We start from the raw sequence: 1,067 nt of genomic DNA, 5'->3' as shown, positions 1-1,067 counted from the left end.
CTCTTCAACCAGTACTGCTAATTGTTCATAGTTCATGGTCAACATTGTAGAACCCTCAACCCCGAACCACGAACCACGAACTCTTAAACCCTTCAACCAGTGCTGCTAATTGTTCATAGTTCAAAGTTAACATTACCGAACCCACAACCCTGAACCACGAACCCCGAACGCTTCAACCCATGAAAATCCACGTATTTGAGGAGTTAGAAATTTGGAGGGAGGCGAGGGGATTGGCTAAGATTATCAGAGAACTTACAAGAAAGGATGGTTTCAAGACGGATTTTAGGCTTTGCCGTCAGATCACCTCTTCATCGGGCTCTACGATGGATAATATCGCCGAAGGCTTCGAAAGGGATGGTAATAGGGAATTTATACAGTTTTTGTCAATAGCCAAAGGCTCCAATGGGGAAACTAGGTCCCAGGCCTATCGCTCATTCGATGCAGGGTTTATCAATGAGGACGAACTTAACGACATCCTATTTAGGACAGAAAATATTAGGCGAAAAATAAGCGCCATGATCCAATACCTTAAAAATTCAGAAAGAAAAGGCAATAAGTTCTAAACGTGTAGGCAACCAGTGCCAAACCCTCAACCCCGAACCCTGAACCACGAACTCTTAAACCCTTCAACCGGTGTTGCTAATTGTTCATAGTTCATGGTCAACATTGTAGAACCCACAACCCCGAACCACGAACACTGAACTCTATAACTCATCAACTATTGCTGTTGATTGTTCATAGTTCAAAGTTAACATTACCGAACCCTAAACCCTAAACCACGAACCCCGAACTCTCTAACTCATCAACCAGTACTGCTAATTGTTCAGAGTTCATAGTTAACATTACCGAACCCTGAACCCTGAACCCCGAACCCTGAACTTTCTAACCCTTTAACGAGTACTGTTAATTGTTCATAGTTCATGGTCAACATTGTAGAACCCACAACCCTGAACCACGAACCACGAACTCTTAAACCCTTCAACCGGTGTTGCTAATTGTTCATAGTTCAAAGTTAACATTACCGAACCCACAACCCCGAACCCTGAACCACGAACTCATTAACTCTT

Annotated in this window: 1 protein-coding gene; it reads left to right on the top strand. The window is 43.2% G+C overall.

What is annotated here, in order from left to right; all coding sequences use genetic code 11:
* Nucleotides 1–179: 179 nt before the first annotated feature.
* Nucleotides 180–563: a four helix bundle protein gene (locus IAQ59_RS21985; protein ID WP_209333008.1), complete on the top strand. Its 384-nt coding sequence runs from the start codon at nt 180–182 to the stop codon at nt 561–563.
* Nucleotides 564–1,067 lie beyond the last annotated feature (504 nt).

The organism is Lunatimonas salinarum (assembly GCF_017811155.1).
Classification (GTDB): Bacteria; Bacteroidota; Bacteroidia; order Cytophagales; family Cyclobacteriaceae; genus Lunatimonas; species Lunatimonas salinarum.
This window is presented reverse-complemented; position numbering and strand designations above follow the sequence as displayed.

What these genes read in the sequence shown, in the direction of transcription:
- IAQ59_RS21985 (WP_209333008.1), top strand. Translation starts at nt 180, where the DNA reads ATGAAAATCCACGTATTTGAGGAGTTAGAAATTTGGAGGGAGGCGAGG.